Source organism: Salinibacterium sp. SWN248 (genome assembly GCF_015864575.1).
GTDB lineage: Bacteria > Actinomycetota > Actinomycetes > Actinomycetales > Microbacteriaceae > Rhodoglobus.
In genome coordinates, this window is sequence record NZ_JADYWW010000001.1 from 1,216,534 (window position 1) to 1,242,265 (window position 25,732).

25 protein-coding genes and 1 tRNA gene are annotated in these 25,732 nt (G+C 62.1%); 16 read left to right on the forward strand and 10 right to left on the reverse strand.

Annotated features, from left to right (window positions below):
- The first annotated feature begins 77 nt into the window (after positions 1-77).
- Positions 78-150: transfer RNA gene (locus I6E73_RS05765), tRNA-Glu, on the forward strand.
- 466 nt (positions 151-616) lie between these two features.
- Here the strand turns inward: I6E73_RS05765 and I6E73_RS05770 are convergent.
- Entirely contained in the window at positions 617-1,438 is an 822-nt protein-coding gene (locus I6E73_RS05770) for an alpha/beta fold hydrolase (RefSeq protein WP_197123784.1), read from the reverse strand.
- Between the two features lie 150 nt (positions 1,439-1,588).
- Here I6E73_RS05770 and I6E73_RS05775 point away from each other — a divergent pair, with 150 nt between their 5' ends.
- Together I6E73_RS05775 and I6E73_RS05780 are read left to right on the forward strand one after the other, a co-directional pair.
- The gene (locus tag I6E73_RS05775; RefSeq protein WP_197123786.1) at positions 1,589-2,449 is read left to right on the forward strand and encodes a helix-turn-helix domain-containing protein; all 861 of its coding nucleotides are present in this window, start codon (positions 1,589-1,591) and stop codon (positions 2,447-2,449) included.
- Positions 2,450-2,514: 65 nt separating this feature from the next.
- Positions 2,515-3,078, forward strand: a complete 564-nt coding sequence (locus I6E73_RS05780) for a hypothetical protein (protein ID WP_197123789.1) — start codon at positions 2,515-2,517, stop codon at positions 3,076-3,078.
- A 22-nt stretch (positions 3,079-3,100) separates the two neighbouring features.
- Here I6E73_RS05780 and I6E73_RS05785 read toward each other — a convergent pair whose 3' ends face one another.
- Positions 3,101-3,970: a helix-turn-helix transcriptional regulator gene (locus tag I6E73_RS05785; protein WP_197123791.1), complete on the reverse strand. Its 870-nt coding sequence runs from the start codon at positions 3,968-3,970 to the stop codon at positions 3,101-3,103.
- Between the two features lie 160 nt (positions 3,971-4,130).
- Here I6E73_RS05785 and I6E73_RS05790 point away from each other — a divergent pair, with 160 nt between their 5' ends.
- Positions 4,131-5,375 carry an acyl-CoA dehydrogenase family protein gene (locus I6E73_RS05790; RefSeq protein WP_231600571.1) on the forward strand — a complete coding sequence of 415 codons (1,245 nt, stop codon included), beginning with the start codon at positions 4,131-4,133 and terminating at the stop codon, positions 5,373-5,375.
- A gap of 23 nt (positions 5,376-5,398) precedes the next feature.
- Here I6E73_RS05790 and I6E73_RS05795 read toward each other — a convergent pair whose 3' ends face one another.
- From I6E73_RS05795 to I6E73_RS05805, 3 genes are read right to left on the reverse strand one after another with little or no spacing between them, the layout of a single operon-like run.
- Entirely contained in the window at positions 5,399-6,064 is a 666-nt protein-coding gene (locus I6E73_RS05795) for a thioredoxin domain-containing protein (RefSeq protein ID WP_197123793.1), read from the reverse strand.
- Positions 6,061-8,097 carry a cation-translocating P-type ATPase gene (locus I6E73_RS05800; RefSeq protein ID WP_197125167.1) on the reverse strand — a complete coding sequence of 679 codons (2,037 nt, stop codon included), beginning with the start codon at positions 8,095-8,097 and terminating at the stop codon, positions 6,061-6,063. The genes I6E73_RS05795 and I6E73_RS05800 overlap by 4 nt, the downstream gene beginning before the upstream one ends.
- Positions 8,094-8,483, reverse strand: coding sequence for a helix-turn-helix transcriptional regulator (locus I6E73_RS05805; protein WP_197123795.1), 390 nt, complete (start codon positions 8,481-8,483; stop codon positions 8,094-8,096). Before I6E73_RS05805 ends, I6E73_RS05800 begins: the two co-directional genes overlap by 4 nt.
- A 237-nt stretch (positions 8,484-8,720) precedes the next feature.
- On the opposite strand from I6E73_RS05805, the gene I6E73_RS05810 reads away from it, so the two are divergent.
- Positions 8,721-9,722 carry a TerC family protein gene (locus tag I6E73_RS05810; protein ID WP_255528447.1) on the forward strand — a complete coding sequence of 334 codons (1,002 nt, stop codon included), beginning with the start codon at positions 8,721-8,723 and terminating at the stop codon, positions 9,720-9,722.
- 91 nt (positions 9,723-9,813) lie between these two features.
- Here the strand turns inward: I6E73_RS05810 and I6E73_RS05815 are convergent, their stop codons facing one another.
- Entirely contained in the window at positions 9,814-10,902 is a 1,089-nt protein-coding gene (locus I6E73_RS05815; RefSeq protein WP_197123797.1) for a Glu/Leu/Phe/Val dehydrogenase family protein, read from the reverse strand.
- A gap of 210 nt (positions 10,903-11,112) precedes the next feature.
- Here I6E73_RS05815 and I6E73_RS05820 point away from each other — a divergent pair, with 210 nt between their 5' ends.
- The 7 genes from I6E73_RS05820 (at position 11,113) to I6E73_RS05850 (ending at position 17,990) form a co-directional block, all read left to right on the forward strand.
- Positions 11,113-11,541 (forward strand): DUF3592 domain-containing protein, encoded by a 429-nt coding sequence (locus I6E73_RS05820; RefSeq protein WP_197123799.1) that lies wholly within the window; start codon positions 11,113-11,115, stop codon positions 11,539-11,541.
- 101 nt (positions 11,542-11,642) lie between these two features.
- Positions 11,643-13,103, forward strand: coding sequence for a 3-isopropylmalate dehydratase large subunit (gene leuC / locus I6E73_RS05825; RefSeq protein ID WP_197123801.1), 1,461 nt, complete (start codon positions 11,643-11,645; stop codon positions 13,101-13,103).
- Positions 13,103-13,699 (forward strand): 3-isopropylmalate dehydratase small subunit, encoded by a 597-nt coding sequence (gene leuD / locus I6E73_RS05830; protein ID WP_197123803.1) that lies wholly within the window; start codon positions 13,103-13,105, stop codon positions 13,697-13,699. The genes leuC and leuD overlap by 1 nt, the downstream gene beginning before the upstream one ends.
- An 8-nt stretch (positions 13,700-13,707) precedes the next feature.
- Positions 13,708-15,075, forward strand: coding sequence for a UDP-N-acetylglucosamine 1-carboxyvinyltransferase (gene murA / locus I6E73_RS05835; RefSeq protein WP_197125171.1), 1,368 nt, complete (start codon positions 13,708-13,710; stop codon positions 15,073-15,075).
- A 7-nt stretch (positions 15,076-15,082) separates the two neighbouring features.
- Complete coding sequence (locus tag I6E73_RS05840) at positions 15,083-15,853, forward strand: lysophospholipid acyltransferase family protein (RefSeq protein ID WP_307784235.1); 771 nt, start codon at positions 15,083-15,085, stop codon at positions 15,851-15,853.
- Position 15,854: 1 nt separating this feature from the next.
- The gene (locus I6E73_RS05845) at positions 15,855-16,886 is read left to right on the forward strand and encodes an NAD(P)H-dependent glycerol-3-phosphate dehydrogenase (protein WP_197123807.1); all 1,032 of its coding nucleotides are present in this window, start codon (positions 15,855-15,857) and stop codon (positions 16,884-16,886) included.
- A 3-nt stretch (positions 16,887-16,889) separates the two neighbouring features.
- Positions 16,890-17,990, forward strand: a complete 1,101-nt coding sequence (locus I6E73_RS05850) for a D-alanine--D-alanine ligase family protein (RefSeq protein WP_197123809.1) — start codon at positions 16,890-16,892, stop codon at positions 17,988-17,990.
- Positions 17,991-17,996: 6 nt separating this feature from the next.
- Here I6E73_RS05850 and I6E73_RS05855 read toward each other — a convergent pair whose 3' ends face one another.
- Entirely contained in the window at positions 17,997-18,548 is a 552-nt protein-coding gene (locus I6E73_RS05855) for a DUF3515 family protein (protein ID WP_197106092.1), read from the reverse strand.
- A gap of 23 nt (positions 18,549-18,571) precedes the next feature.
- On the opposite strand from I6E73_RS05855, the gene thiL reads away from it, so the two are divergent.
- Complete coding sequence (thiL, locus tag I6E73_RS05860) at positions 18,572-19,564, forward strand: thiamine-phosphate kinase (protein WP_197123811.1); 993 nt, start codon at positions 18,572-18,574, stop codon at positions 19,562-19,564.
- Positions 19,565-19,583: 19 nt separating this feature from the next.
- Here thiL and rsmD read toward each other — a convergent pair whose 3' ends face one another.
- A complete protein-coding gene (rsmD, locus tag I6E73_RS05865; protein WP_197123813.1) occupies positions 19,584-20,156 on the reverse strand; it encodes a 16S rRNA (guanine(966)-N(2))-methyltransferase RsmD in 573 nt (190 codons plus the stop codon).
- 172 nt (positions 20,157-20,328) lie between these two features.
- On the opposite strand from rsmD, the gene I6E73_RS05870 reads away from it, so the two are divergent.
- The 3 genes from I6E73_RS05870 to fgd all read left to right on the forward strand — a co-directional run bounded on the left by I6E73_RS05870 (position 20,329) and on the right by fgd (position 24,116).
- Positions 20,329-22,443: an ATP-dependent DNA helicase RecG gene (locus tag I6E73_RS05870; RefSeq protein WP_231600812.1), complete on the forward strand. Its 2,115-nt coding sequence runs from the start codon at positions 20,329-20,331 to the stop codon at positions 22,441-22,443.
- 149 nt (positions 22,444-22,592) lie between these two features.
- On the forward strand, positions 22,593-23,081 hold the full coding sequence (gene coaD, locus I6E73_RS05875) for a pantetheine-phosphate adenylyltransferase (protein ID WP_197123817.1): 489 nt from the start codon (positions 22,593-22,595) through the stop codon (positions 23,079-23,081).
- A gap of 18 nt (positions 23,082-23,099) precedes the next feature.
- Positions 23,100-24,116: a glucose-6-phosphate dehydrogenase (coenzyme-F420) gene (fgd, locus tag I6E73_RS05880; protein WP_197123819.1), complete on the forward strand. Its 1,017-nt coding sequence runs from the start codon at positions 23,100-23,102 to the stop codon at positions 24,114-24,116.
- A gap of 79 nt (positions 24,117-24,195) precedes the next feature.
- Here the strand turns inward: fgd and I6E73_RS05885 are convergent, their stop codons facing one another.
- Both I6E73_RS05885 and I6E73_RS05890 read right to left on the reverse strand, forming a co-directional pair.
- Positions 24,196-24,474 carry a hypothetical protein gene (locus I6E73_RS05885; protein ID WP_197109673.1) on the reverse strand — a complete coding sequence of 93 codons (279 nt, stop codon included), beginning with the start codon at positions 24,472-24,474 and terminating at the stop codon, positions 24,196-24,198.
- Between the two features lie 385 nt (positions 24,475-24,859).
- The gene (locus I6E73_RS05890) at positions 24,860-25,648 is read right to left on the reverse strand and encodes an alpha/beta fold hydrolase (protein WP_231600572.1); all 789 of its coding nucleotides are present in this window, start codon (positions 25,646-25,648) and stop codon (positions 24,860-24,862) included.
- Positions 25,649-25,732: the final 84 nt, after the last annotated feature.

Genomic DNA, 25,732 nt, shown 5'->3' on the forward strand with positions numbered 1-25,732 from the left:
ATGATCCTGTGATTATAAATTGGCAGAAGTGGGAAAAGTAGTGCAAAAGGTGTGGCATACTTTTCTAGTTGTTGTGAGGCCCCATCGTATAGAGGCCTAGTACGCCGCCCTCTCACGGCGGTAACGCGGGTTCGAATCCCGCTGGGGTCACAGTAGCAAAATCCCGGTCTCGTTCGTGTGAACAAGACCGGGATTTTATCGTTAACGGGACACCCAGTTCAGGGGGTCAATTCCACCTTCATTGCGCGGTGCCCGCGGTAGTGCGGACGTCAGCGTAGAGCTGGCTTCGGAGAACCGTCCGGCCGCCGCGGCCCTTGCTTCGTGATGAATTCTCGTTACGGTGGAGGGGTGCCTAACTCCAACGCAGTCGGGATGTGATGCAGATGTTTATGGGTGGAAACGGCCAGTGGGTTCGCGCCCGCAATGAAGCCGGAGCCAAACTTTTTCTTCAAGAGAAACAGCTGGAGGCCGAACGTCATGCGGCCTCTCGGGCTCGCTCCCGCGCATTCTGGAAGCGAACCCGTCGACGGGTGCGTGAATCGTGGCAACGCTGGCGAGCTAAGCGCCAATCGCGCTGAGCGCCAATCACGCAGAGCGCCAATCACACTGAGCGTGCTTACTCCGCGATGAACTCGAGAATGTCGCGGCCGAGTTGCTCCTGGTAGTCGCCGTAGATGCCGTGGGGCGCTCCCGCGTACACCTTGAGCGTTCCGTGCTTCACGAGCGCTGCGGCCTTGTGAGCGGCATCGTCGATGGGCACAATTTGATCGTCATCGCCGTGCGCGAGCAGGATGGGAACATCCAGAGCCTTCAGGTCTTCGGTGAAGTCGGTTTCGGAGAATGCCTTCACGCAGTCGTAGGCAGCGGCCAGATTGACGCTCATGCCCTGGCGCCAAAACTCGCGTTTAGCACCCTCTGACACGGTGGAGCCGTCGCGGTTGGCACCGAAGAATGCTTCGGTCAGGTCAATGTAGAACTGCGACGCATCCTTCAATACACCCGCACGGATGCCATCAAAGGCTTCCATGGGCAAGCCATCGGGGTTGGTGTCGCTGACCACCATCTGCGGCGGAACAGCGCCGGCAGTGATGACCTTCGCGACGCGGCCGTTGGCGTGCTGAGCGGCATAACGCACCACTTCACCGCCACCCGTTGAGTGGCCAATGACGACAAGGTTGCTGAGGTCGAGGTGCTCGACGAGCTCAGCAAGGTCGCGGGCATAGGTATCCATGTCATTGCCGGTGTAAGTCTTGGACGAGCGACCGTGTCCGCGGCGATCGTGCGCGATAGCGCGGTAGCCGTTGTCGGCGAGCAGTTTGATTTCGACTTGCCAGGCATCCGAGGAGAGAGGCCAGCCGTGGCTCAGTAGTACCGGCTGACCGGCACCCTGATCGGTGTAGTAAATCTCGGTTCCGTCGGAGGTGGTGAAGTAGGGCATTGCGGGTTCCTTTCAAGTGGTGGGGAGAACTCTGTCTCAGACTAGAAAGACAATCGCTGTTGCGCGTGCCCCCACGAGTCCTAGGCAGGTACCCGCAGAGGCCCGCACCGGACTAGATTTACTAGTGCGGGAATTGGGAAAGGACCCCTCGTGGCCGATCAACAGGGTGCGCTCGGTGAGTACTTGTGCGCTCGCCGCGGGGTGCTCACGCCCGAGCAAGTAGGGTTGCCGGCCGATCCTCAGCGTCGTGTGGCCGGGCTGCGTCGTGACGAAGTCGCCGCGCTCGCGGGCATCAGCCGCGAATACTACGTTCGGCTCGAACAGGGCCGAGATAATCGCCCGTCGATGCAAGTGATCAGTGCGCTCGCGCGAGCGCTTCAACTCGACGAATTTGCTGTCCGCTACCTCGTTCGGTTGGCAACGCCTCAAGCGCCTCGACCGCAAGCAGCGGGGCCGTTGCCGGATGCCATCACCGGCCGTCTACTCGAGCAGTGGCCAGATAGCCCCGCCCTCGTTCTCGACCCTAACCGCGACATCGTCGCCAGCAATTCGCTGGCCCGGGCTCTTGTTCCCGAAAGTTTTCAGGTCGGCATGAACCTCATGCTCAACACCTTCTTGCCTGGCGCTCGCACGCGGCATCCTGATTGGCGCGGTCTCGTTTCTGATCATGTTGCAGCGCTTCGCTTCTACAGCGATCCGACGGATCCGCGTCGGCAAGAGATCGTCGCTCAGCTGCTGCGTGAGCAGCCCGAGTTTGCTCGTTGTTGGGCGCGCCATGATGCTCGCCCGTTTAGCGAGCGGATGTTTCGTGTGCCGATTGCGGGGGTCGGGGAAGTGGAGCTCAACATCCAACTCTTCTCATTGCCGGTGCATTTGGGCTACGAGCTGATGGTGGTGTTTCCCACTCCAGGATCGCCCGCCGCCGCCGCTCTCGCGTACCTCGCCGCTCGCGGTGCTGGGCCCGACGTGACCCCCACACGCTTCAGCGAGCCAGACGCACCGACGCGCTAAATCGCGGTGGTGGGTGGCCCCACCGGGGCTAGGCTGCCGCGACGATCGCGCCCTACGGTGAGCACATGAACGAAGATGTCGATCCCGTCGTTGCGCGCCAACGTGCTCTGGCGAGCGCGCACCTCAGGAACTGGCGTGAAGTGCCCGCTGTGCTGCTGGATCGGCATCTTGAGGTGCTCGCCTCGAACCCGCTCGCTCGAGCACTCTCCGCCAGTTTCGAGAGGGGCGTGAACCTCGCTCGTTTCACCTTTCTCGAGCCCACTGTCGAGCGCAGTGGGGCATCGTTTACTGCGGCGGCAACCCAGATCGCCGGGATGCTCAACGACTCGCTCGCGCTTCATGAGGGCGATAGCGAATTTCGGGAGATAGTGGGTGAGCTCTCGGCCAAGAGCCACACATTTTCCGAAGTGTGGGCGAAAGAGTCGATCGGAGCGCAGGTGACCGGCAACGTGGGCTTTACCGATACCCGCGTTGGCACGCTCAGTCTGGGCTATAGCCTCGTGAGAATTCCCGAAGACCCCGACGACTATCTACTCGTGTTCTGCACCACCGCTGATGGCGCGCAGTCGCAACTCGATGCACTGATAGCGCTCATTGCAGACGATCCTCTGTCTCTCACTGAGGGCTGACGGGGCTCCGCGCGAGGAGAGGTTAGGCGTCGGGTGATGGCTGGTCGGAACGGAAATCGGATGCCCCGGGTCGGCGAATCGATAACAGGTACGCGATGGCGGCTGCAGCGTGAGTGTCGGGCTCGACAAGGTAGGTCACGAGATATTGGCCGGGAGCGTTCGACACTTCGAGGGCCTGCCACCGAAATTCGACCCAGCCGATGGGGTCAACGTTCACGTGGAGTGTGCCGCCCGTATGGGGTCGCGCCTCGTGCCGTGCCCACAGCGGTCGAAAGCTTCGGTAGGTCGTCGACAAATAGCCGACAACCTCGTGCAGCCGCGGATCATTGGGGTCGCTCGAGAAACGAAGAGCGGCGAGCATTTGGTTGAGAATGGACTCCCAACCCTCCAGCACTGCAGCGGGCTGTTCCTCCTCGACGGCTCGCGCATACCCGGCAAAAGCATCAATGAGCTGATTGTGCCCCGGTTGCACTTCGGGACTGAGGGCGCGCATCAACTGATTGGCGGCGAGCACATCATGGTTGCGATCAAACAGGTACGCGGGGGTGTGCGACCAGTAGTCGAGCAATCTCAGCACCGACTCCGACAGCGGATGCGAACGCATCGTTTGCGACCCCGGCCGCGCTAGTCGAAAGAAATAGTCGCGCGCATCGTCATCCAAGCGCAGCGCTCGCGCCAGCGCACTGAGCACCTGGTCGGAGGGATGCTGATCGCGACCCTGCTCAATACGCACGTAGTAATCGGCGCTGATGCCCGCGAGTTCGGCGACCTCTTCGCGCCGAAGCCCCGACACTCGTCGGCCCGCGGTGGCGGGCAGCCCAACGTCGGCGGGCTGCAGCGAATCCCGACGCGTCCGTAGATACGTGGCGAGCGGATTCGGCTCGTGGGCCATCGGGTCTCCTCGTGCTCTCGGCAGCGTGCTCAGTGCTGAATCTAGTACACGATTCGTAACAGAAAGTAGCGAGAAGACACATGCTCGACGTGTGCCCTGATGAGGCTCAAGATAGGGCTCACACCCCATCCGGAACCCTGACTCACCAAGGAAAGCGACCATGCCACATCTCACTGCCACACCCACTGCGATCGAGAATCGATGGGAAGATAGCGCCCGCCCCACCACACCAGAGGGCTGGCTTCAGCGCGCTCAAGAAGTGTCTGACATCCTGGCGGCAGATGCGGTTGAGCGGGATGTCGCCAACCAACCGCCGCACGCCGAAGTGGCGCTTCTCAAGAACTCCGGGCTCGTCACGCTGCTCGGGCCGGCCGAGCATGGCGGCGGTGGGCAGGCGTGGGAGACCACTTACAAGGTCATCCGCACGATTGCGCGGGGTGACGGCTCGATCGGGCAACTGCTCGGCTACCACTACCTCTGGGCGTGGGCGGCGCGCCTCGTCGCCACCGACGAGCAGATTGTCGCCGTGGAGAAGCACTACACCGAGAACAACTTTCTCTTCGGCGGGGCCGTGAACCCCCGCGACTCTGATCTGGTGGTCACGGATGAGGGCGACGAGATCGTCTTCACCGGCAACAAGTCGTTCTCCACGGGCGGTGTCGTTTCGGATCTCACGGTGCTCGAGGGCATCCTCGAAGGAACCGACACTCATGTTTTCGCCATCGTGCCGACAGGCCAGCCAGCAATCGTGTTCAACGGCGACTGGGACAATCTGGGCCAACGACTGACCGAATCCGGCTCCGTACAGATCAATGGCGTGCGCACCGGCTGGTCGTCAGCGTTGGGATTCGTGAACAAAGAGTTCCAGCCGCTCACCTACGGCACTCTCAATGTGCCCGCGATCCAATTAGTCTTCGCAAATTTCTATCTCGGCATAGCGCAGGGAGCGATCGAAGCCGCGTCGTCGTACACGCGCACTAAGAGCCGCGCCTGGCCCTATGGCGGTGACAACAAAGCGCACGCGAGCGAGGAGTGGTACATCCTCGAAGGCTATGGAGAACTGCAATCGAAGCTGTGGGCGGATGAGGCCCTGCTCGATGCTGTCGGCACCGAAATAAGTGCGGTGCTTCACGCGCCCCGCACCGAACTCACCGAACGCCGTCGCGGCGAAATAGCGGTTCGGATTGCGGCGGGAAAACTGCGCATTAGCGACGACGGCTTGGAAGTCGCAACGAAGGTGTTTGAGCTGACGGGAGCTAGGGCATCCGCCAACTCAGTCGGCCTCGATATTTTCTGGCGCAACCTGCGCACCCACAGCCTGCACGACCCGGCGCCCTACAAGAAGCGCGAAGTCGGACAGTTCGTGCTGCTCAACGAAGTGCCAGAACCGAGTTGGTACACCTAAGCAGCGTTGGGCGCTGAGAGAAGCTAGCCCTTGACTGCGGCGTCAACAGCCTCCGGGAGATTCTCGAGACGACTCGTCTCGATGTATTCGTCATTCACGAAGAAGGTGGGAGTGCTGTTGACGCCCAGCTCAACGCCGGCATCGAAGTCTGCCTCGACGCGAGCCTGAGTTGCGGGGTCGGCGACGGCGCCATCGTAGGCATCCATGTCGAGACCGATTTCTTCAGCCAGTGCACGGAAGACATCAGTCTGCGGGGGAGTTCCGCCGGCCCAGTCACCCTGAGTCTCGAAGAGGCGCTGATACATGGCCTCGAATTCTCCCTGCTGGGCAGCAGCCTCGGCCGCGAGGGCGGCATCCATTGAATTGAGGTGGCTGGGCAGCGGGAAGTAGCGAACGACGTAGTTGATATCGCCGTCGTACACTTCGCGCAGGGCCTCAACATAGGGATAGAACTGGCCGCAGGCACCACATTCGAAGTCGAGGAATTCGACGACGGTGACCGCAGCGGGTCCGACGTTGTCGACATAATTCGAGTCGCTGGCTACAGCAGAGGCGAGTTCGGAGGAGTCCGAGCTGGTGCTTGCTGTCTCGGTATCGGCGTTCTTCGCCGTCACGTACACAAAGACGAAGGCGGCGACGAGAGCGAGGATCCCCAGCGCAGCAAAGGTGGGCAGGAGGGCTTTCTTCACACGAGACTCCGAACAGGCTGGGATTGACGGCCAGCGCCCATTGCTGAGCGCGAATCAAGGCTATGCGAAAGTCGAGCCGCGCGGAGGCCGTTCACGATGACCACCAGTTCGGCGAGCTCATGCACGAGCACCACTCCGGCCAGGCCGAGAACGCCCGTGAGTGCCAGCGGGAAAAGACCCACGATGATCGCGAGCGACAGCACGATGTTTCCGGTCATGATGCGACGCCCGCGCCGCGCATGGAGCAGCGCCACCGGAATGAGTCTCAGGTCGCTGCTGGTGAAGGCGACATCCGCCGACTCGACCGCTGCTGCCGAGCCTCTCGCACCCATCGCAATGCCCACGTCGGCGGTGGCGAGTGCTGGCGCATCATTGATGCCGTCGCCAATCATTGCCGTGGGAGATTCGCGCGTGAGCGCTGCGATGGCGCTGGCCTTGTCGGCGGGCAATAGTTCGGCGCGCACATCGCTGATCCCGGCTTCGGCCGCAATCGTTGCCGCCGTTCTGGAGTTGTCGCCGGTGAGCATGAGGGTGCGGATGCCCGCGCTCGCCAATTGCGAGACAGCCTCCGCGGCGTCGGGCCGCAGTTCGTCGCGGATGCCGAGTAGCCCGATTACGATGCCGGAGCGTTCGATGGCCATCACGGTCATGCCCTCGTCGGCGAGGCGCAGCGCTGCGGGAGAGAGCGCTGCTGGGTCCATCCACCGGGTGCTGCCGGCGCGCACGGGAACGCCGTTCAGGATGCCGGATATTCCGCGGCCGGCATCTTCCCGCACTTCGAGTGCCTCGGTGTGGTCGGGACATGCGGCCAGGACCGCGTGAGCGAGGGGGTGCGTGCTGTGCGTTTCGAGCGCAGCGGCGATGCTGAGCACCTCGTCGCGCGTCACCCCATCGACGGTTTCGACGGCAACAACGGTTGGCTGGTTTCGCGTGAGCGTGCCGGTTTTGTCGAAAGCAACGGTGCGGATGCTGCCCATGCGTTCGAAGGCGGCGCCCGATTTCACGATGATTCCGAGCTTGCTCGCGGAGCCGATCGCCGAGATGACCGTCACAGGAACTGCGATCGCGAGGGCGCACGGCGATGCGGCCACAAGCACGACGAGCGCTCGTTCGGTCCAGAGTTCGGGGTCGCCGACGAGGAAGCCGAAACCAACAACGGCGGCGGCGACTCCCAACACGATCGGCACCAGGGGGCGCGCGATTCGATCGGCCAGTCGGGCGCGGTCGCCCTTGCGAGCATTCGCTTGCTCCACTAGGTGCACGATTGTGGTCAGGGAGTTGTCGGTGCCGTTCGCCGTGGTGCGGATGCGCAGCACACCTTCGCCATTGATGGATCCAGCCAGCACGACGTCGCCAGTGTCGACCGCTGCGGGAAGCGACTCGCCGGTCACCGCTGACGTATCGACGCTGCCTCGACCACTCGCGACAACGCCATCCGTTGCCACGCGTTCGCCCGCGCGCACGATGAGGAGATCGCCAACGACGAGGTCGCGAGCCGCAAGAGTGAGAATGCTTCCCTCCCGTTCGACGAGAGCCGTGTCGGGAATGAGCGCGAGCAGGGCGCGCAGACCATGGCGGGCACGGTCCATCGCGCGATCCTCGAGTGCCTCGGCAATGGAAAAGAGAAAGGCGAGCGCGGCCGCTTCGCCGACGTGATCAAGCAGTACAGCCCCGATTGCGGCAATGGTCATGAGCAAGCCAACGCCGAGCGAACCGCGCAGGAGGCGACGCACGGCACCCGGAACGAAGGTTGCGGCCCCCGCGAGCAGGCTGAGGCCGAACATCGTGCTCATCGGCCATCCGGTGACGCCTGCCCAGCCGGCGATGACAGCTGCAACGAGCAGAATGCCGGAGATCGCGGGCAAGGCGAGCCCGCGGTCCTTCCACCAGGGCGCGAGCGCGTCGTCGGCTCCGTGCGGTGCTGGGGTGCCCACCGAAGAGTCGGCGGCGGCGGAAGCGGGGTTGGCGGCGGCTAGCGAATCAGCAGCGCGCGACTTCGGCGGAGCATCCGCTCCACAGCATTCTTCGCTCACGAGGTAACCGCTGTCGGAGTCGGGGTCGCGCTCGCCGCTGCACCGTCGCAGCACAGCGGCACATCGCAGTTCTCATCGGCGCAGGGCACCCCGTCATCGACGGCCAGCACGACGTTCACGATGGCAGTGAGCGCACGCGTGAGGTGGGCATCCGCAATCTCGTAGCGGGTCGATCGTCCCTCGGGGATTACGGCCACTAGCCCGCATCCGCGCAGGCAGGTGAGGTGGTTGGAGACGTTGCTGCGCGTGAGCTCGAGATCGTGCGCCAGCTGCGCGGGATATCCGGGCTTTTCGAGTAGAGAGAGAAGAATGCGGGCGCGAGTAGGGTCGGTCATGGCGCGGCCTAGGCGGTTCATGACATCGACACGAGAAGCAATGGTCAGCATCCACTGACCATACAGTGATCGCTGACGTTAATTCCACACGCGAAACTGTGAGTTACCGGGCCTCGCTCGGGCCAGCGTCGGCTATCATGGGGCACGCGAAGGGGAGTATCCCACCTCGTTGTACTCGTCAGTACGAACCGCTCAGTAGCGGTTCCGGGGCAACGGCATCCACGTCTCTTGTGGGTGCGGGAGAGACTTTCGAGTCTTGCTACGCCTCGAAACCCTGAACGGATTCTTTTGACTACTCTGCCTATTTGGTTTGAAGTGACGTCGATGTCAGTGCTGCTGATCATTTTGACGGCCGACCTGATCATGGCTTACAAGCGCCCCCACATTCCGAGCACTAGGGAATCGGCACTGTGGGTTGGCTTCTACGTAACGCTCGCCCTCATCTTCGCCCTCCTGATGTTCCTCCTGGGCGATGTCGAACAGGCCGGCCAGTTCATCGCCGGTTGGGTCACGGAATACAGCCTTTCGATCGACAACCTCTTTGTCTTCGTGATCATCATGGGCCGCTTCTCGGTGCCACGAAAGTATCAACAAGAGGTGTTGATGGTCGGCATCCTGATCGCCCTCGTTCTGCGCGGAATTTTCATTCTGCTCGGAGCGCAACTGATCGAAAACTTCAGCTTCATCTTCTACATCTTCGGTGCGTTCTTGCTCTACACGGCCATTCGCCAGGTCTTCGAGGACCATGACGATATGGAGCAAACCGAGAGCGGAATCATCCGCTACTTGCGCAAGCACATCAACATCTCGCCGACCTTCGACGGTGGCAAGGTGCGCACCGTTATCGACGGCAAGAAGGTCTTCACGCCGATCCTCGTGGTGTTTGTAGCGCTCGGTATCACTGACCTTGTGTTCGCGATCGATTCAATTCCGGCCATCTTTGGAATCACGACAGACCCGTTCATCGTGTTCACCGCCAACATCTTTGCTCTGATGGGGCTTCGACAGTTGTACTTCCTGCTCGGCGACCTCATCGACAAGCTCGAGTACCTCCACTACGGCATCGCTTTCGTGCTCGCGTTTATTGGTGTGAAGCTGTTCCTGCACGCCATGCACGTCAACGAGCTGCCGTTCATCAACGGGGGAGAGCCGCTGCTCTGGGCACCCGAGATCGGCACCTGGACCTCGCTCATCGTGATCCTTGCCGCGATGGCCGTTGCCGTGGTCGCGAGCCTTGCCAAGATGCGCCGCGACAAGAAGCGCGAGCTTGCAGAACTCTCGGTCGACTAAGCGGCCGTCCGCAACTGACAACGCGCGGTGGCGTCCCGTGAGCTCGTGCTCGAAGGGGCGCCACCGCGCGTTTCGTTTTTAGAGCGGTGCGTTAGCCGGCAGTAACGAGGCGCGACTGCGCGAGACGTTCTGCGGCGTCCAAGGTGGTGATGCTCTGGGCAGCGGCATCGCGGAAGATCGTGGTTACGGTGTCACCGATGGCTTCGACCCGCTTCGTAATGGCGTCGGCATCCGCATCCGGCTCCGAAGCCATGTCGAGATAGATCACACCGCCACCGTTCACTACGAAGTCCGGCGCCCACAAAATGCCGCGTTCGGACAGGGCCTCGGCGCCATCATGCTGGGCAAGCTGGTTGTTTGCAGCCCCGACAACCCCGCTGACATTGAGTTCGCGGATGACGCGGGGGCTGAGCGCGCCGCCCATGCCGCACGGGATGTAGAGGTCGGCAACCACGCTGTGCGCTTCGTCAGCGTCAACCCAGTTGGCGTCGAGTTCTGCTGCGAGCAGTTTGCGGTCGAGGTTGACGTCGGTGACGGTGAGCACAGCGCCGGCTGCGGTGAGAGAGCGGGCCAAACGGCCGCCAACCTGGCCGAGGCCAGAAATGACGAGATGACGCCCGGCAAGATCGCGGGTGCCGAAAAGGGCTTCGCACGTGGCGAGGATGCTCGCGTGCACGCCTGCGGCGGTGGCGTCCGCCGGTTCCCCAGCGCCGCCCTGATCGGCAGGGAGACCACACACATGTTCGGTGCGCTCGGCAACGATCGACATGAGTTCGGCACTCGTGCCGACATCTTCGGCCGTCATATACGCGCCGTTGAGGCTCTCGATGGCGTCGCCGAGATCCAGCATGGCCTCACGCTTCTGATCCGCCGTGAGGGTGACGCCCATAGGAATATGGATGACCGACTTGCCGCCACCACGGTTGAGGCCGGCGGCAGAGTTCTTGAGCGTCATTGCAGCGGAGAGGCGCAGAGCGTCAGCGACAGCATCGGTCCAGTGCGGATAGTTCCACATTCGCGCACCGCCGAGGGCTTGGCCGAGAACGGTGGAGTGGACGGCGACGGTGATGACAAGCCCGGATCGTTTTCCGGTAGAGATAAGAACGTTCTCGTGCGTGAAATCCGCATTTTCGAGAGCGGATACGGGGGCTTCTAGCGTCGTTGATGCGTGCGAAATCATGAACTTCTCCTGCGTGTGGGCCTTGTGGGCAAAACAACAAAATGGCAAGTGGTGGTAGCGCGAGGGTGGTGCGCTCTGGTCAGCATACCGCCGGGGTTCGGCGGTGTCGCCTATTCGTTGCTACCTTATGATCTGGCACATGCGTGAGCGATCGGAAACGGTCGCCACGGGCCGAGAACGTGCGCCCCGCAGCGACAGAGAGACCAGTTCATGAGCGACATTTCGTCAACGCCTCAGCCGAACGAACCAACACCTCAGTCGAGCAGACGCAGGCCCATCTGGAACCTCGTCAAATTCTTTGTCATCCCGCTCGCGATCATCGCGATAATCGGTGTGCTGACGACGCAAAAGCATGATGGTCGGGCCGAGATCATCGAGAACGGTCTTGTGACGCAGGCCGTGCCGACCGGCAACACTGTTGATGAGTCGAGCCGCTCTGGCCGCCACACGGTGCAACTCGTCAGGCTGGAGTTCAGCTACGAGGTCGATGGCACAACCTATACCGCTCTGGGCGACCTCAGCTACGAAGAAGAATCCTTCGATAAGGATGCCGCGCTCGCCGCAAATCCCACGGCCGAGGTTCACTACGTCGAGGCCGACCCCGCCACGGCGATCGTGCTCGACACCGACTACCGCTAGGTGACCGCTAGTTCGCAGAATGCGGTTTGTCGCTCGGCGTAGACTAGAGAGATTGAGCCGCGTATTTTGCGGTGCGATCGTCGATTCGAAAGAGGTGCGCTATGGGCAAGACCCTGGCTGAAAAAGTGTGGGATGACCATCTGGTCGTCAAGGGTGCCGATGGCACTCCCGACCTCATTTACATCGACCTTCACCTTGTGCACGAAGTCACGAGCCCTCAAGCTTTTGATGGACTTCGGATGGCCGGCCGCCCCGTTCGCCGCCCCGATCTCACGATCGCAACCGAAGACCACAACACCCCGACTCTCGCGATCCATAAGCCGATCGCCGACCTCACGAGTCGCACCCAAATTCAGACGCTGCGCAACAATGCCAAAGAGTTCGGCGTTCGACTGCACTCGCTCGGCGACATCGAGCAGGGCATCGTTCACGTGGTTGGCCCGCAGCTCGGCCTCACCATGCCCGGCATCACAGTGGTCTGTGGTGACTCTCACACGAGCACCCACGGCGCCTTCGGTGCGATGGCATTCGGTATCGGCACGAGTGAAGTCGAGCACGTGCTCGCGACTCAGACCTTGCCGCTCAAAGCTTTCAAGACGATGGCGATCACCGTGGAGGGCGAACTGCGCCCCGGCGTAACCGCGAAAGACATCATCCTTGCCGTCATCGCGCAGATCGGAACCGGCGGAGGCCAAGGCTACGTTCTCGAGTTCCGCGGCAGCGCCATCCGTTCCCTCTCCATGGAGGGTCGCATGACGATTTGCAACATGTCGATTGAGGCTGGCGCTCGCGCCGGCATGATCGCGCCAGACCAGATCACCTACGACTACCTCAAGGGCCGCCCGCACGCTCCTGAAGGTGCCGACTGGGATGCCGCCGTTGAGTACTGGAACACGCTCGCCACCGATGACGACGCCGTCTTCGATGCCGAAGTCTTCCTCGACGCCAACACGCTCGAGCCCTTTGTCACCTGGGGAACCAACCCCGGTCAGGGTGTCTCGCTCAGCGACAACGTTCCTGTGCCCGCTGACATCGCCGACCCCAACGAGCGTGCCTCCGCTGAGCGTGCCATCGAATACATGGCAATTGACGCCGGTATGGCGATGAAAGACATTGCCGTGGATGCCGTCTTCATGGGCTCCTGCACCAACAGCCGTATCGAAGATCTGCGCGCATTCGCGTCGATCATCAAGGGTCGCAAGAAGTCTGATCACGTGCGCGTCATGGTCGTTCCCGGGTCTGCCCGCGTCCGCATCGAAGCCGAAGCCGAAGGCATCGACAAGATCGTGGAAGAGTTCGGCGGCGAATGGCGCTTTGCGGGATGCTCAATGTGTCTCGGCATGAACCCCGACCAGTTGGCTCCGGGAGAGCGTTGCGCTTCCACCAGTAATCGAAACTTCGAAGGCCGCCAAGGCAAGGGAGGGCGCACTCACCTCGTGTCGCCCCTCGTCGCCGCTGCCACCGCCATCCGTGGCACGCTCTCGAGCCCGTGGGATCTAGAGAACAGCCCGCTGCCCGAACAACTCGTGTCAGCCAGCACCACCGCAGAGGAGTCGCGCTAATGGACAAGATCACGACCATCCGCGGCAACGCTGTTCCGCTCAAGCGCAGCAACGTCGACACCGACCAGATCATCCCCGCTGAGTTTCTCAAGCGAGTCACCAAAACTGGCTTCGACGACGCACTCTTTTTTGGCTGGCGCCAGGACCCTGAATTCATTCTTAACCGCGAGCCATACAGCCACGGCAAGATTCTCATCGCAGGCTCAGACTTCGGCACCGGCTCTAGCCGGGAGCACGCCGTGTGGGCGCTTCGCGACTTTGGCTTCCAAGCCGTTCTCAGCTCGCGCTTTGGTGACATTTTCCGCGGAAACTCAGGCAAGCAGGGGCTTCTCGCCGCACAGCTCGCCGAAGAAGATATCGAGACCTTGTGGGCGCTCGTTGAAGCCGACCCCGAACTCGAAATCACCGTCGATCTTGAGACCCGTTCGGTGACAGCCGGTTCAGCACAGTTCTCTTTCGAGATTGATGATTACACTAGGTGGCGTTTGCTCGAAGGGCTCGATGACATCGGTCTCACTCTGAGAAACGAATCAGATATCACGGAGTTCGAAGGGCACCGAGAAGCATGGCGCCCGACAACCTTGCCAGCGAAGTAGAGGTAACGATGAATCCATTGGCTCAAGACGCAACAGCGGCAGCCAAGCGATCCGGACTGCATTCCAACCAAATCGTCATTAATGGTGGAAAGCCTCTTCGTGGACGCATTAATGTTCGCGGCGCGAAGAATCTCGCGACGAAAGCCATGGTGGCAGCCCTTCTCGCTGACACCCCGAGTGTGCTCAAGGATGTCCCGGCCATTAGCGACGTTGGCGTTGTTACCGGAATGCTCGAGGCCTACGGCGTCACTGTCACGGAGACGGGCGACGGCGAGCTGACCCTCGACCCCAAGAACGTGCTCAAGGCACACTTCGCCAAGATTGATGCGCTCGCGGGCTCTAGCCGCATCCCGATCCTCTTCTGTGGACCGCTGCTGCACCGCCTCGGCGAAGCATTGATTCCCGACCTCGGTGGTTGCCGCATCGGTGACCGCCCTATCGACTTCCACTTGGATGCGCTGCGTGCCTTTGGTGCCGTCGTCGACAAGAGCTATGAAGGCATCCGTCTCACCGCTCCCGATGGCCTCCACGGCGCTGACATCGATCTGCCCTACCCGAGCGTGGGCGCAACCGAACAAGTGTTGCTTACCGCCGTCCTCGCCAAGGGTGTCACCGAGCTCAAGGGCGCGGCAATCGAGCCCGAGATCATGGATCTCATCGCTATCTTGCAAAAGATGGGCGCCATCATCAACGTTGAGCCCAACCGCGTCATATTCATTGAGGGCGTCGAGAAGCTCAGCGGCTACAACCACCGCGCACTCTTCGACCGCAACGAGGCCGCAAGCTGGGCATCCGCTGCTCTGGCCACCGGCGGAGACATCTTCGTTGAGGGCGCGATGCAGCAAGAGCTCATGACCTTCTTGAACATCTTCCGCAAGGTGGGTGGCGCGTTCGATATTGCTGAAGACGGCATCCGCTTCTGGCATCCCGGTGGTGCGCTCAAGCCCGTTGTCATCGAAACTGATGTGCACCCTGGCTTTATGACGGACTGGCAGCAGCCCCTTATCGTTGCGCTCACTCAGGCGGAGGGCCGTTCCGTGGTTCACGAGACGGTGTACGAGAACCGTTTGGGCTTCACCGAGGCGCTCGTTGAGATGGGCGCGAATATCGAAGTTTTCGAAGCGGGAATTGAGTCGGTCAGCCGTCGCGTTCCTCGCCGCCCCCTGGAGCAAGCTGCCGTCATCATTGGCCCGACAGCACTGCACGGTGCGGATGTTGAGATCCCTGACCTTCGCGGTGGTTTCAGCCATCTCATTGCAGCGTTGACCGCTGATGGTCAGTCGACAGTCAGCAACATCGGGATTATTGCGCGCGGCTATGAGCACTTCATCGACAAGCTTGAATCACTCGGTGCCGACTTCGTCTACGAAGGATAAGTCGCCGGTGTCATCTGGCTCTAATGGCCCCCGACGCGTTAAGTCAGAGAAGACTGCCGCGTTCCGCGTGCTCGCATTCTTGTTGCTTCCCACGATGACCGTCTTGGCGAAATTTAAGTTGCATGACTCGCACAATGTGCCCGCCGAAGGTGCCTTTGTGATCTCACCCAATCACTACAGCAACATCGATCCTGTCGTGATCGGTGTTGCCATGTGGAAGGTGGGGCGGATGCCGCGCTACATGGCAAAAGCATCGCTGTTCAAAGTTCCCGTTGCTGGTTGGCTGTTGAGAAAGTCGGGCCAAGTGCCCGTCGAACGCTCCCCGCGCGGGCGCCAGAGTGGTGATCCGCTTAAGGCTGCCCGTCAGATTGCCGATCAGGGGCTTGCTGTTGTGGTGTATCCGGAAGGGTCGCTTACACGCGAGCCCGATATGTGGCCCATGCGCGGAAAGTATGGCGCTGTTCGCACGGCGCTCGAGGCCGGCATCCCGTTGATTCCGGCGGCGAGCTGGGGCGCCCAAGAAATTCTGCCGCGCTACTCGAAACGTATTAGTGTTTTTCCTCGAAAGACAGTTCACATTCGTTTCGGTGAACCTCTGGATTTGTCTGAGTATGAAGGCAGACATTTGGATTCGCGTTTGCTCGCTGAAGTAACGGAGAAACTCATGACCGCCATCACGTCGCTGCTCGAAGAAATTCGGGGAGAAACTGCCCCTGCGGTGCGGTACAACCCGGCAGAGCACGGTCAGAGTGAGACCGGCCGATTCGAGAGCAAGTAACGTGCTGAGCGGAAGCGCTGGAGCGCCAGAAACTCCTCGTCGCGTCGCCGTCCTCGGCGCGGGCTCTTGGGGAACCACCTTTTCGAAGATCTTGGCCGATGGTGGCAACGATGTTGCGCTCTGGGCTCGACGGCCTGAACTGGCACGCGAAATCTCGCAGTCCAAGCGCAACAGCGATTATCTGCCCGGCATCAACCTCCCGCGCTCGTTGTGGGCCAGCGACAAACTCCCTGAAGTTTTGGATGGCGCTGAGCAGGTCTATCTCTCGGTTCCGGCACAGTCGTTGCGCGAGAACCTGCGCATCGTTCGCGAACTGATCCCGGAGAACGCCATCATTGTCTCGCTCATGAAGGGTGTCGAAAAGGGCACCGGAGCGCGGATGAGCGAAGTGATTCTGCAAGAACTCGGCGTCGATCCGAATCGTGTTGCCGTGGCATCCGGCCCCAATCTGGCGCTGGAAATTGCCAAAGAGCAGCCGACTGCAGCGGTTATGAGCAGCGCAAGTCTCGAGACCGCTACTGCCGTTGCGGTTACGGCGCGCAACCGTTATTTCCGTTCGTTCGTGAACACCGATGTCATCGGTACCGAGTTCGGCGGAGTGCTCAAGAACCTCATCGCTGTTGCGATCGGAATCGTGGACGGTGTCGGTTATGGCGAGAACACCAAGGCGTCGATCATCACTCGGGGACTTGCCGAAATGACTGACTTCTCGGTCGCCTTCGGTGCCCGACCAGAAACCCTCGCCGGGCTTGCCGGTCTCGGCGACCTCATCGCCACGTGTGAGTCCTCGCTGTCGCGCAACAACACTGCCGGCCGTCTTCTTGGTCAGGGTTACAGCTTCTCTGAAGTAATCAAGCAGATGAACCAGACCGCTGAAGGCCTGTCGTCTGTTGCCCCCATCCTTGAACTTGCGCTCTCCAAGGGCGTGGATATGCCTATCGCAAGCCAGGTAGCTGAAGTGTTGGCGGGAACCCTCGCCCCGCGCGATATCGCCCCACATTTGACCACAGACGATCTTCCTCAGGGGGAGTAAACGATGACGGCCCAGCCCACAACAACCGTGGTTTTGCTGTTCGGCGGTCGTTCTTCGGAACACAGCATCAGCTGCGCGACTGCCGGCGGCGTTCTTTCGGCGATCGACCGCGACAAGTACACGGTCATCCCGGTCGGCATTACGCACGAGGGTGCGTTCACGCTCCAGCCTGACGATGCAGACGCCTTCCGGCTCAACGCTGAGGCAATGCCCGAGGTGCTCGACAACGGCACGCGCGTGCACTGGCCCGAATCTGCAGCCTCTCGGGAGATGACAGTCACGGATGCCGACGGCACCACTCGTAGCCTCGGTGACGTTGATGTGGTGTTCCCTATCCTTCACGGCCCGTTCGGCGAAGACGGAACGGTGCAGGGGCTCATCGAGCTCACTGGTCTGCCGTATGTGGGGAACGGCGTGCTTGCGTCGGCAATGGGCATGAATAAGCACTTCACGAAGCTCGCACTCGAGGCGGCCGGCGTCGCTGTTGCCCCGTGGGTGACGGTGTCGGCGCAGCAGTGGCAACGCACTCCGGATGTCTGGCGCAAGCGCGCATCCAGTCTTGGGTTTCCTGTCTTTGTGAAGCCTGCCCGCGCAGGGTCCTCGGTCGGAGTGACCAAGGTCTCGAGCACCGAAGAGTTGGATGCTGCTTTCGCGACAGCGTTTGCCGAAGACTCGACAGCGCTTGTTGAACAGGCGATGACGGGCCGCGAGATTGAATGCGGCGTGCTGTCGGGCCGCGACGGTGGCGAAACTCGCGTGAGTGTCGCCGGTGAGATCGTGGTCACCGGTCGCGACTTCTACGACTTCGATGCCAAGTATCTCGACGTTTCTGCCGCCGAACTGATTTGCCCAGCACCTCTGCGGGATGGCGAACTGTGGCAAATGCAGCGCACCGCTGCGCGCGCGTTCGAGTCCATCGGGGGAGCAGGCCTTGCCAGGGTCGACTTCTTCTTTGACGGCACCGAATTTGTGGTCAACGAAATCAATACCCTGCCGGGCTTCACGCCGATCTCGATGTTCCCCAAGTGCTGGGCTGCAAGCGGCATGAGTTACCCCGAGCTGATCGACGAACTCATCGAACTCGGGCTAGAAACCGTTCGCTAGGGCGAGCTATTCGGATTCGTCGTCGCCGGAATCGGCGGTGTCGTCGGGAGCGGGAGTGTCAGACAGGCCGACGCAGAAGCGGTCGGCGGGCACCTGACTTACGGCGCCGGCGAGCTGACTGAGGGCGTCGAAGCCAGAGACCTCGTCGCCATCGATATCGGGGTCACCGTCGCTATCGATGATGACCTGCACAGCAGGATCGCGACCGTACGACGTGAATACATAGTTGGGGGCGTCGCTGTCGTCTCGCAGCCAGTCAATTCCATCTTCTGGCGCAGTGACACACGCGAGTTCCGCAGTCGGATCAGGCACAGCCACGCCACAACGCAGCAGAATGTTTGCCGGTGTGCCCCACGCTCCCGTGCCCTGAGCATTGGTTTCGCGCTTGTCGAGACCCGCGACAGTGTCGGGGAGGCGCACAATCACGTCGGCACAGGTGGGGTTAGCGGCGTCATCCGCCGGTTCGAGTGGAACGATTGCCGCGCATCCGCCCAGCGTTGCTAGCAAAGGAATCATCGCAAGCATGGCGATTATGGGGGTGCGGGTCGTCGTTCTCATCGCCTTCAGGCTACCGTGAGAATATGACGATTGACCGCGCGAGCGAGACCCTTGACACTCTCGGCGGCGTGGGCGAGCTTGCCGCGCTCAAGCGCATCTTTCCGCGACTGCCTTCTGCTGAGGCGGAGCTTCTCGGCCCGGGCGATGACTCTGCCGTGTTGGCAACGCCAGACAAGCGTGTCGTGATCACGACGGACATGATGATTCATGGCCCAGACTTTCGGCTTGCGTGGTCGTCTCCGTACGATCTCGGCTGGAAAGCTGCGGCCACAAATTTGTCGGATGTCGCAGCGATGGGGGCGGTTCCCACCGGCCTCGTCGTCGCGATTGCGGCACCCAACGACACCCCCGTCTCGGCGCTCGAAGCAATCGCTGATGGTCTGCGCGAAGGCTGCGAAACGCTCGCTCCTGGTAGCGGAGTGATCGGCGGCGACCTTTCGGTCTCGACAGTGCTCACGATTGTCATCACAGCGTTTGGCGATCTCGAAGGGCGCGCCCCGGTTCTGCGTTCCGGTGCCCAAGCTGGCGACGTGATCGCCGTCTCAGGCACGCTCGGTCTCGCCGCTGAGGGCCTCCGCCTCCTCTTCACCGCGGGCGTCGTTGATGGCGAACCGGATGCCGCAGCGGCCGCCGCGCTCGCGACAACGCATCCCGACGCCATCGCCGCCCAACTCAGGCCAGCGCCCCCGATCGCGGACGGCAAAGCCGCCGCTCTCGGCGGAGCCACGGCCATGCTCGACCTGAGCGACGGGCTCGCGATTGATGCCCGCCGCGTTGCCACCGCCAGTGGCGTTGGGCTTGATCTGTCATCCGAAGCGGTGGGTGGTCGCGCGCAGCTCGATGGTGGCGAAGACCATTCGTTGCTCGCGACTTTTCCCGAGTCAGCGACCTTGCCAGCAGGATTCCGCGCGATTGGTCGCGTCGTAGAGGGCGAGGGCGTGCTTGTTGATGGCGTCGCGTACACCGAACGTGGTGGCTGGGACCCCTATGCGGGCTGGGACGGTGCCGTCGGCTGATCGCCGAAGTGCCGGCAGGCTATGCCTCGGTCGGCTGTACCCAGTAGAGCGAGGTGTCGCCGTAGTCTTTGCGACGGTCGAGTTCGAGCCCAGCAGGCCATTCCGGTTCGGGGTCGCGCGAGCTGCGTTCTACGACGACCAGTGCGTCGGGACTGAGCTGCGTGGCGAGCAGTTCGAGCGCTACGAGCAGTTCACCGTTGCCGAGTTCGTACGGCGGGTCAATAAACACAAGATCCCACTGATCGCCGGATGTCTCCAAGAAGGTGTGAACGGCGCGAGCGGCGGTAAGAATGATCGGCTTTGAGCCGCGCGGTGCCTTTGCCGCGATGAGGGTCGCGTTCTTGCGGCAGGTGGCAGCGGCTCGCGCATTGTTCTCTACGAGGGTGACGTGGGGTGCACCGCGCGAGGCTGATTCGAGCCCGAGCGCTCCGGTGCCGGCGTAGAGGTCGAGCACGCGGGCGCCTTCGATGGCGTCTCGGGCTTCGAGCGCGGAGAAGATAGCTTCGCGCAGGCGGTCGCTTGTGGGGCGAGTGCCCGCGCTCGGTACGGCGATGGTGAGGGAGCCGGCATACCCGGCGATTATGCGTGTCATAGCGTGTCGAGCCTAGCCGGGGTGAGCGGGCGGGCGCACGGGGCTCGCGTGGTGGCGGGTGGACGAGCCCGCGGGCGGGGTAAACGCCAGTGGTCCCCGGTACTCTTCTAGGGTGACCTCGCCCCTTGATCAGAAGCTCAGCGCCGTCTTGGGCGGGCGCACCGCTACCTCGATGCAGCGCGGTCTTGGCCTGCTCACGGTCGGCGATCTGATGACCCACTATCCGCGGCGGTACGCGCGGCGAGGCGAGCTGACTGCGCTGGCTCAATTGCCGTTGGATGAGGCGGTGACGATCGTCGCCGAAGTGCGCGAGGTGCGCAATCGTCCGATGCGCAACAAGCGCGGCTCAATTCTTGAGGTGTCGATCAGCGACGGCACGGGCATCCTGACCCTCACGTTCTTCAATCAGGCCTGGCGTGCCAATGAGTTGACGCCGGGGGTGCGCGGAATCTTCGCGGGCAAGGTTGGCCAATATCGCGGCACGCGCCAGCTCGCTCACCCCGACTACGAACTCTTCGACAGGGATGCTCTGGAGCTCAAGAAGCCCGAGCAGGCCAAGTCGTGGGCCGAGCAGCCGATCCCCATTTATCCCGCGACGTCCACGGTCGCGAGTTGGCAAATTCAGAAAGCCGTCGAGGTCGTCCTCGACACTCTTGGTCCGCTCGATGACCCGGTGCCGGATGCCGTGCGTCGCGAACGCGAATTGCTTCCGTTTGCGAAAGCCCTTGAGCAGGTGCACCGTCCGAAGGTCGATTCAGACTGGCGGGCAGCTCGTGACACCCTGCGTTTTCAGGAAGCATTCGTTCTGCAGTCGGCGCTTCTGCAACAGCGTCAGAAGCAGCGTGAGTCAGAAGCCATCGCACGCACGGCCGGCCCACTGCTCGAAGGCTTCGACGCAGCGTTGCCGTTTACGCTCACGGGTGACCAGCAGACCGTGGGGGAGGAAATCTTCCACGACATGGCGCAGCCGGTGCCGATGAATCGTCTCGTGCAGGGTGAGGTGGGTTCCGGAAAAACTCTGGTCGCGCTGCGGGCGATGCTCGCGGTCGCGCAATCGGGTGGGCAATCAGCGTTGCTGGCTCCCACCGAGGTTCTGGCGCATCAGCACTTCCGTTCGATCATCCGCACGTTAGGCCCCGATCTCGCGGCCGAACTGCGCCCGACCCTCATCACTGGTCAGCTGCCGACAGCAGAGCGCAAGAAGGCACTACTGGCGACCGTCTCGGGGGCTTCTCGCATCGTGATTGGCACGCACGCCCTGCTCGGCGACGCGGTCACGTTTGTCGATCTCGGTCTCGTCGTCGTTGATGAGCAACATCGTTTCGGCGTCGACCAGCGGGAAGCGCTGCGGCTCAAGGGCGCGAAGCCTCCTCACGTTCTCGTGCTCACGGCGACGCCCATCCCGCGCACGGTTGCGATGACAGTGTTCGGCGACCTCGATATCTCCTCGATTGCTGAGTTGCCGGCTGGCCGTCAGCCCATCAGCAGCCACGTGGTGCCCCTCGCCGAGAAACCCGGCTGGGTGTCGCGCGTCTGGCAGCGACTGGCAGAAGAACTCGCCATCGGTCGTCAAGGCTTCGTTGTATGCCCCGCCATCGACGCCAAAACTGAAGAGGCCGGCAGCGAACCAGCGCCGAAAGCCTCTGACGATCCGGATGCCGGACCGCCACGTCCGATCGCAAACGTGACCGAGGTGCTGGCGTCGCTCCGCAGCAACGACGTTCTCGCGGGCAAGCGGATTGAGGCGCTCCACGGCAAGCTCTCGAGCGAGGAGAAAGACGAGCTCATGCGCGCCTTCGCTGCGGGCGACATCGATGTGCTCGTCGCGACGACGGTCATCGAAGTGGGTGTCGACGTGCCCAACGCCTCGGTGATGGTGGTGCTCGACGCTGATCGTTTCGGCGTCTCCCAGTTGCACCAGCTGCGCGGCCGTGTTGGTCGTGGTGGGGTTCCGGGGTTGTGCCTGTTTGTCACGGCGGCCGAGGTGGAGTCGTTGGCACGCGAACGCGTTGAGGCTGTGGCATCCACTCTCGATGGTTTCGAACTCGCCAACAAAGACCTTGAACTGCGCCGCGAAGGCGATGTGCTTGGCGGCGTGCAGTCGGGTGGGCGTTCGAGCCTCAAGCTGCTGCGAGTCGCCAACGACGGTCAACTCATTACCGAAGCGCGCGAGGCCGCTCAGGGGCTGTTGGTCGCAGACCCGACCTTGGCCGAGCATCCGGCGCTCGCCGAAGCACTCAAGCGTCGTCTTGACGAAAGTGCCGAAGCGTTCCTCGGCAAAAACTAGCGCCTCCGCACGCACGCAGGCACGCACGCGCTCGAACTCCGGCCCGCGCAGGCAGCGCTCCCACCCACGCGCTTTGCTGTGTTGCGCCAGATTTCCCCGCACAGCGAACTCCCACGCGCCAATGAGCGCCGAGCGGCTATCGTGGGAGCATGAGTCGGATCGCTGTTGTTCCTGGGTCGTTTGACCCTGTCACCCTTGGCCACCTCGATGTGATTGAGCGGGCAGCGAAAACCTTTGACGAAGTGCACGTTCTGGTCGTGCACAACCCGGGCAAGACCGCGCTTTTGCCGATTGCGCAACGCGTCTCGCTCATCGAACAAGCCGTTACCGACGCTCATCTTCAGGGCAACATCGTTGTAACTAGCTGGAGTATGGGCCTTCTCGTTGACTACTGCACCGATGTGGGGGCGAGTGTCATCATCAAGGGCATCCGTTCTCAAGTGGATGTCGCGTACGAAACGCCTATGGCGATCGTCAACCGCGACCTCGCCGGCGTAGAGACGATTTTCATGCTGCCGAATCCCGCTCATGCGCACGTGTCCAGTTCGCTGGTGCGCCAGGTTGCCGCGCTCGGCGGAGACGTCGCGCCCTATGTTCCGCGTTCGGTTTCTGAGTTTTTGCAAGCGCCGCGCGACTAACACCGGCACAATGGGTTTATGACACTCACCCTCGGATACAAAGCGTCAGCAGAACAATTTGCCCCGCGTGAACTCGTAGAGATCGCGGTGGCAGCAGAAGCACACGGCATGGAGAGCGTTGCGGTTAGCGACCACTTCCAGCCGTGGCGTCACGAAGGCGGGCATGCTCCGTTCTCGCTGAGCTGGATGGCAGCGGTCGGTGAGCGCACGAGCACGATTCGTATCGGCACGAGCGTGATGACGCCGACCTTCCGTTACAACCCCGCTGTGCTCGCTCAGGCCTTCGCCACGATGGGCTGCCTCTACCCGGGGCGCATCATGCTGGGTGTGGGAACGGGCGAAGCCCTCAACGAGGTTGCCACCGGATTCCGCGGTGCTGGCGAGCAGGACTGGCCCGAATTCAAGGAGCGCTTCGCTCGCTTGCGTGAATCCGTTCGCCTCATGCGCGAACTGTGGACCTCAGACCGCGTGTCGTTCGAGGGGGAGTTCTACTCCACTCACGGCGCGAGCATTTATGACCGCCCCGACCAGCCCATCCCGATCTACATCGCCGCCGGTGGGCCGATGGTCGCCCGCTATGCGGGTCGTGCCGGAGATGGCTTTATCTGCACATCGGGCAAGGGCATGGAGCTCTACAACGATGCGCTGATCCCCGGGGTCAAGGAGGGTGCGGCCAAGGCTGACCGCAAATTCGAAGACATCGATCGGATGATCGAAATCAAGCTCTCGTACGACACCGATGCTGACGTTGCTCTCGAGAACACGCGTTTCTGGGCGCCACTTGCTCTCTCGAAGGAGCAGAAGCACGACATCACTGACCCCATCGAGATGGAACGCGCCGCCGATGCTCTGCCCATTGAGCAGATCGCTTCGCGCTGGATCGTCGGCAACGATCCCGACAAGATTGTTGAAGAGATTCGTCCCTATGTGGATGCCGGCCTCAACCACCTCGTCTTCCACGCGCCCGGCAACGACCAGCGCCGTTTCCTTGAGCTCTTCGAGCGCGACATTGCACCGCGATTGCGGGCGCTGTAACTCTGATTGTGCTTAACCGCGACCGCTGAGGTTCGCCATGATGCGGCCGTCACCTCCGAGGTGACGGCCGCATCATGCTTTAGCGGATGATGAACCGCGGATAGTTCTGCTCGGCGCGAGCTCTGGCGTGAGCCAGGCGCTCACGACGGAGCTGGTGTGCGGCCAGCAACTCGGCCGACGCGATCAGTCGCGCACGATGGGGCCGGCGGCTCCACGTGATGAGCGCGACGCCGAGATGCAGCGCAAGCCGGTCGATTACCCCCACGCGACGCACGGCAGCCTGTCGCGGCTGGTCATGGTGATGAGGTTCGGACGGATGGGCGTGGCGGTCTTTCGAGGCCGCCAGTAGTTCGTTCATGATGGAAAACTTTCGTGACAGAGAGAGGTTGCGGATGGCGCGCCAGAGCGCGCTGTTTCAGGTGGCGACCCAACAGCATCCTTCGGCAATCGCGAGTTGCCAGAGAAGGGGAGATCATCGAGAGACGAACGCATCCGCGAATGCGGGCGCCGACTCGTCAGTCGAATGCAGTCTCGTGATGATCGAGTTGGGTCGTGTGCTCCGTGAGCGCCGCCACCGTCAGAACCGGTGAGCGGAGAACGCTAACCGGTTAGGCGGTGAGGGTACCGACGGAGCCGGCGGTACTGGGGTTCTTCGTAATAGTGAACGTAAACACGCGAGGCTCCTTTCAATAGTTGGCGTTTGCTCAGTGTAGGACGGGTGCTCGTTGAGGGCAAGACCCTATTTAGCTGCGGTGCACAGCCGTCATGATTGCGTCGGCAAGCTCGGCGGGCTTCGTGAACTGCGGCCAGTGCCCGGTGGGCAGGTCAACGAGTTCGAGATCGTCGAGGCGGGCAGCTTCGGAGGCGAAGGGCTCATCGTCGCGCATCCATGCCCGCAATTGTTCGCTCGAAAATTCACAACAGATCACCGTCGCCGGCACGCTGAACCGCGCTGGTGTCGACAGATTCTGGGGATCGCTGGCGACTCGAGCGGGCTGCGGAATGGCAATGCGGCGAAACGTGCTTCGCAGCTCATCTGTGAGATCAACGAGATCTTCGTCATCGAACACCGACCAGTCGGGCAAGGGGATTTCGCCATCGATCGTGGGTAGATCAGTGTTAATCGGCATCCCGTGGGGCAGCGGCACAGTGTCGACGTGCACGATCCGGGCGAGGCACGTGGGGCGAGCATCCGCAACGGCATGGGCGACGGGTCCGCCGCCGCTGTGCGCCACGAGAACGATGCGAGGCGCCGCTTGGTCGTGTGCCGCGTCGTCCTCGCAGTCATAGTCGCGAGTGAGGCTGTCGACCACGTCAACTACCGCAGCGACGTGATCGGCGAGTGTGACGTCGCCGCGATCAGTGTCGTCGCGGTGGAGACCGGGAAGGGTCAGAGGATGAACCGTGTGGCCAGCCTCGCGAAGCGACCGCGTAATGGGTGCCCACGAGGCTTCATCGAGCCAGAAACCTGGAATGAGAATGACGTGCATCAGCGGACTAGCGGTGCTGATGGAAAACGCGCCCTGATTCATGCCGACTCCTCAGTGAGTAGGGCGCCTATTATCCGCTCGTCGCGACCGCAATTCAATGCTCGGAAAGGTGCTGCAGCACGACAA

What these genes read in the sequence shown, in the direction of transcription:
- I6E73_RS05805 (WP_197123795.1), bottom strand. Translation starts at nt 8,483, where the DNA reads ATGCTGACCATTGCTTCTCGTGTCGATGTCATGAACCGCCTAGGCCGC.
- I6E73_RS05785 (WP_197123791.1), bottom strand. Translation starts at nt 3,970, where the DNA reads ATGGCCCACGAGCCGAATCCGCTCGCCACGTATCTACGGACGCGTCGG.
- leuC (WP_197123801.1), top strand. Translation starts at nt 11,643, where the DNA reads ATGGGCAAGACCCTGGCTGAAAAAGTGTGGGATGACCATCTGGTCGTC.
- leuD (WP_197123803.1), top strand. Translation starts at nt 13,103, where the DNA reads ATGGACAAGATCACGACCATCCGCGGCAACGCTGTTCCGCTCAAGCGC.
- fgd (WP_197123819.1), top strand. Translation starts at nt 23,100, where the DNA reads ATGACACTCACCCTCGGATACAAAGCGTCAGCAGAACAATTTGCCCCG.
- I6E73_RS05855 (WP_197106092.1), bottom strand. Translation starts at nt 18,548, where the DNA reads ATGAGAACGACGACCCGCACCCCCATAATCGCCATGCTTGCGATGATT.
- I6E73_RS05885 (WP_197109673.1), bottom strand. Translation starts at nt 24,474, where the DNA reads ATGAACGAACTACTGGCGGCCTCGAAAGACCGCCACGCCCATCCGTCC.
- I6E73_RS05850 (WP_197123809.1), top strand. Translation starts at nt 16,890, where the DNA reads ATGACGGCCCAGCCCACAACAACCGTGGTTTTGCTGTTCGGCGGTCGT.
- I6E73_RS05770 (WP_197123784.1), bottom strand. Translation starts at nt 1,438, where the DNA reads ATGCCCTACTTCACCACCTCCGACGGAACCGAGATTTACTACACCGAT.
- thiL (WP_197123811.1), top strand. Translation starts at nt 18,572, where the DNA reads ATGACGATTGACCGCGCGAGCGAGACCCTTGACACTCTCGGCGGCGTG.
- murA (WP_197125171.1), top strand. Translation starts at nt 13,708, where the DNA reads ATGAATCCATTGGCTCAAGACGCAACAGCGGCAGCCAAGCGATCCGGA.
- I6E73_RS05870 (WP_231600812.1), top strand. Translation starts at nt 20,329, where the DNA reads ATGCAGCGCGGTCTTGGCCTGCTCACGGTCGGCGATCTGATGACCCAC.
- I6E73_RS05820 (WP_197123799.1), top strand. Translation starts at nt 11,113, where the DNA reads ATGAGCGACATTTCGTCAACGCCTCAGCCGAACGAACCAACACCTCAG.
- coaD (WP_197123817.1), top strand. Translation starts at nt 22,593, where the DNA reads ATGAGTCGGATCGCTGTTGTTCCTGGGTCGTTTGACCCTGTCACCCTT.
- I6E73_RS05780 (WP_197123789.1), top strand. Translation starts at nt 2,515, where the DNA reads ATGAACGAAGATGTCGATCCCGTCGTTGCGCGCCAACGTGCTCTGGCG.
- rsmD (WP_197123813.1), bottom strand. Translation starts at nt 20,156, where the DNA reads ATGACACGCATAATCGCCGGGTATGCCGGCTCCCTCACCATCGCCGTA.
- I6E73_RS05790 (WP_231600571.1), top strand. Translation starts at nt 4,131, where the DNA reads ATGCCACATCTCACTGCCACACCCACTGCGATCGAGAATCGATGGGAA.
- I6E73_RS05815 (WP_197123797.1), bottom strand. Translation starts at nt 10,902, where the DNA reads ATGATTTCGCACGCATCAACGACGCTAGAAGCCCCCGTATCCGCTCTC.
- I6E73_RS05890 (WP_231600572.1), bottom strand. Translation starts at nt 25,648, where the DNA reads ATGAATCAGGGCGCGTTTTCCATCAGCACCGCTAGTCCGCTGATGCAC.